This is a genomic window from Pseudomonas sp. 21615526, assembly GCF_013386245.1.
In the GTDB taxonomy this organism is placed as follows: Bacteria; Pseudomonadota; Gammaproteobacteria; order Pseudomonadales; family Pseudomonadaceae; genus Aquipseudomonas.
The window spans coordinates 1-575 of the sequence record NZ_JACAOM010000196.1 but is presented as its reverse complement, the minus strand read 5'-3'; the positions used below and the strand labels follow the sequence as shown (position 1 = coordinate 575).

Genomic DNA, 575 nt, shown 5'->3' with positions numbered 1-575 from the left:
TCGTTACGCTGGTATTTCCACACCGCGTCACCACGGCGCACAACCCGTACGAAACCGTTGTCATGCTCGTAGGAGGTGGGTGCATCGTCACCGGGAAACAGCGCAATCAACCGACCGGCTTCGTCGTACTGATAGGCCGTCACCGCCCCCAGCGGATCCTGCTCGACCGTCAGCCGGCCTTTTTCATCGTAGGATTTGAAGTGCTGCGCGCCGTCCGGATCGATCCGCTGCACCAGCCGTGCGCGCTGGTCGTGTACGTAGACTTCCTGGCTGCCATCGGCGTTGTGCACGGTGACCGTGCCGTTGTCATCCCACACATACCGCGTGTCCATCTGCGAAAAGCTGGCCCAGTGCCGGACACATCGCGCCGCCTTGCCGGACCGTTCCCACTCCCAGAAGAAACTCGCCCCACCGGCCAGTTCCCGCTCCAGGATCACCTGCTGATCGTCGTACCGATAACGCTCGCTTTCGCCGACAGCGTTGGTCGCCTCAACCAACCGCCAGGCATCGTCGTACGTGTAGGAAACAACGTTCTGTTCGGTGACCCAGCCCGGCTCCCGCTGCACCTGATAGTC

1 pseudogene is annotated in these 575 nt (G+C 62.1%); it reads right to left on the bottom strand.

Annotated elements, in window-relative coordinates:
• Positions 1-575 (bottom strand): annotated as a pseudogene (locus HX786_RS30865) (type IV secretion protein Rhs); the annotation flags it as partial.